This is a genomic window from Psychrobacillus sp. (assembly GCF_056205495.1).
Genome location: NZ_JBAEAP010000565.1, coordinates 1 through 1,624 on the forward strand (window position 1 = coordinate 1; position 1,624 = coordinate 1,624).

Below are 1,624 nucleotides of genomic sequence, written 5' to 3' on the forward strand. Positions count from 1 at the left end.
GCATACTTGCAACCTCTTTTTTGTTATCCTTTTAGAAAAGGAGGCAGGTAAATGTTTAAGAAGAAAAGTGATCCACTTGTAGTAGCTGAGCATTTTGTTCAGCAATACTTTCCAAATTGTATAGGAGCTATTTTAGCTGGGAGTGTTGTTCGAGGAGAAGGTACCTCCACCTCTGATTTGGATATTGTAATATTTGATGAGCACATTCTCACCTCCTATAGAGAATCTCTATACTTAGACGGATGGCCAATAGAGGTATTTGCCCATAGTTTGAGCTCCTACAAGCACTTCTTTGAGCTGGATTGTGAAAGGGCTAAGCCTTCCCTTCCAAAGATGGTCGCGGAGGGAGTGGTGTTAAAGGGACAAGGGGTATTGTCCTCTATTCAAGAAGAGGCTCGCGAACTATTGTCGAATGGACCGAGGGAATGGTCTAAAGAGACTATTACGATGAAACGCTATTTTCTTACAGATGTTTTAGATGATTTTATTGGCTGTACAAATACCCAAGAGGAGCTATTTGTCGTCCATTCTCTCTTAGATTTATCCAATGAATTTGTATTAAGAACAAATCGTCAGTGGACGGGTACGTCTAAATGGGGGTATCGTGCTTTGAAACAATTTGACGAATCATTTGCAACTAAATTTACGGAAGCCTTCGATGCCTATTACAAGCATCGTGAAAAAGAGAAGATTGTCGAGATTGTCGACGAGATGCTTCAGCCTTATGGTGGGCGCTTGTTTGAAGGGTTTTCTTTAGGCAAGCCTACCAGTGATGATCACTAAGCATAGTTAACCTAATGCAACAGTTGGAGATTCAATAATCATTGAAAAATAATCACGAATATTTATGTGAGTAAGTGAACGACAAATCGTTTGCTTACTCGCTTTTTAAAATTTGAGAGCAGCGATTTCCATTCCAGTCGGACGCTTTCCGCCGGCATGGCCTCAGCCTCCTCGTCGCTGCGCTCCTGTGGGGTCTTCACCTCATGCTATTCCGGCAGGAGTCGCCGCCTTCCACTTCAATCAACTAGTATCCCTTCTATTACAAAAAAATATTGTAAGGATGTCTTTCATCTAAAGTGTCATCTATATGAGAAGTTTTTACTAATTATCAATTAATATCTCCTACATAGACTGTTGTTTTTCCTTTCTTTACATAAGTAATGATATGTTCTCTTAATCCTTTGGGGTAAAAATTATATTTCATTAGCTCTGCAATAGGTATCCACTCCAAGCCAGTTTGTCCTAGGTCAAGAAAAGTAGATTGTGCGTAGTTTAATCGAACAACTTTGGTTAAAAACATAAACTCCGTCTGATGGTAACCCCCGTGTTTCTTAGAAAGCTCATGATTCTTCCCGATATATTCTCGTACAAATATTAGATCTCCGATGGTAACCTCTGCGCCTGCCTCTTCTCTACATTCTCTTTTAAGGGTTTCATGTAAATTTTCTCCTGGCTCTTGCCCACCACCCGGTAAAATAAAATAAGTCTCATTATCTTCTTGTAACTTAATAGTTAATAGTCTCTTATTGTCCATGATAATAGCCTTTGCTGAATTTCTAGTTATCATTAGATCACCTTCCTCAATAAATATTTTTTTAAAAGCTCCCAAAGAACTAACCCG

2 protein-coding genes are annotated in these 1,624 nt (G+C 39.3%); one reads left to right on the plus strand and one right to left on the minus strand.

The features are described from left to right. The first annotated feature begins 51 nt into the window (after positions 1-51). Positions 52-783 (plus strand): nucleotidyltransferase domain-containing protein, encoded by a 732-nt coding sequence (locus AC06OU_RS15885; RefSeq protein ID WP_475857069.1) that lies wholly within the window; start codon positions 52-54, stop codon positions 781-783. 328 nt (positions 784-1,111) lie between these two features. On the opposite strand, the gene AC06OU_RS15890 is transcribed toward AC06OU_RS15885, so the two are convergent. After that, positions 1,112-1,624: NUDIX domain-containing protein (locus AC06OU_RS15890; protein ID WP_475857071.1), on the minus strand; the 513-nt coding region annotated here is incomplete at its 5' end.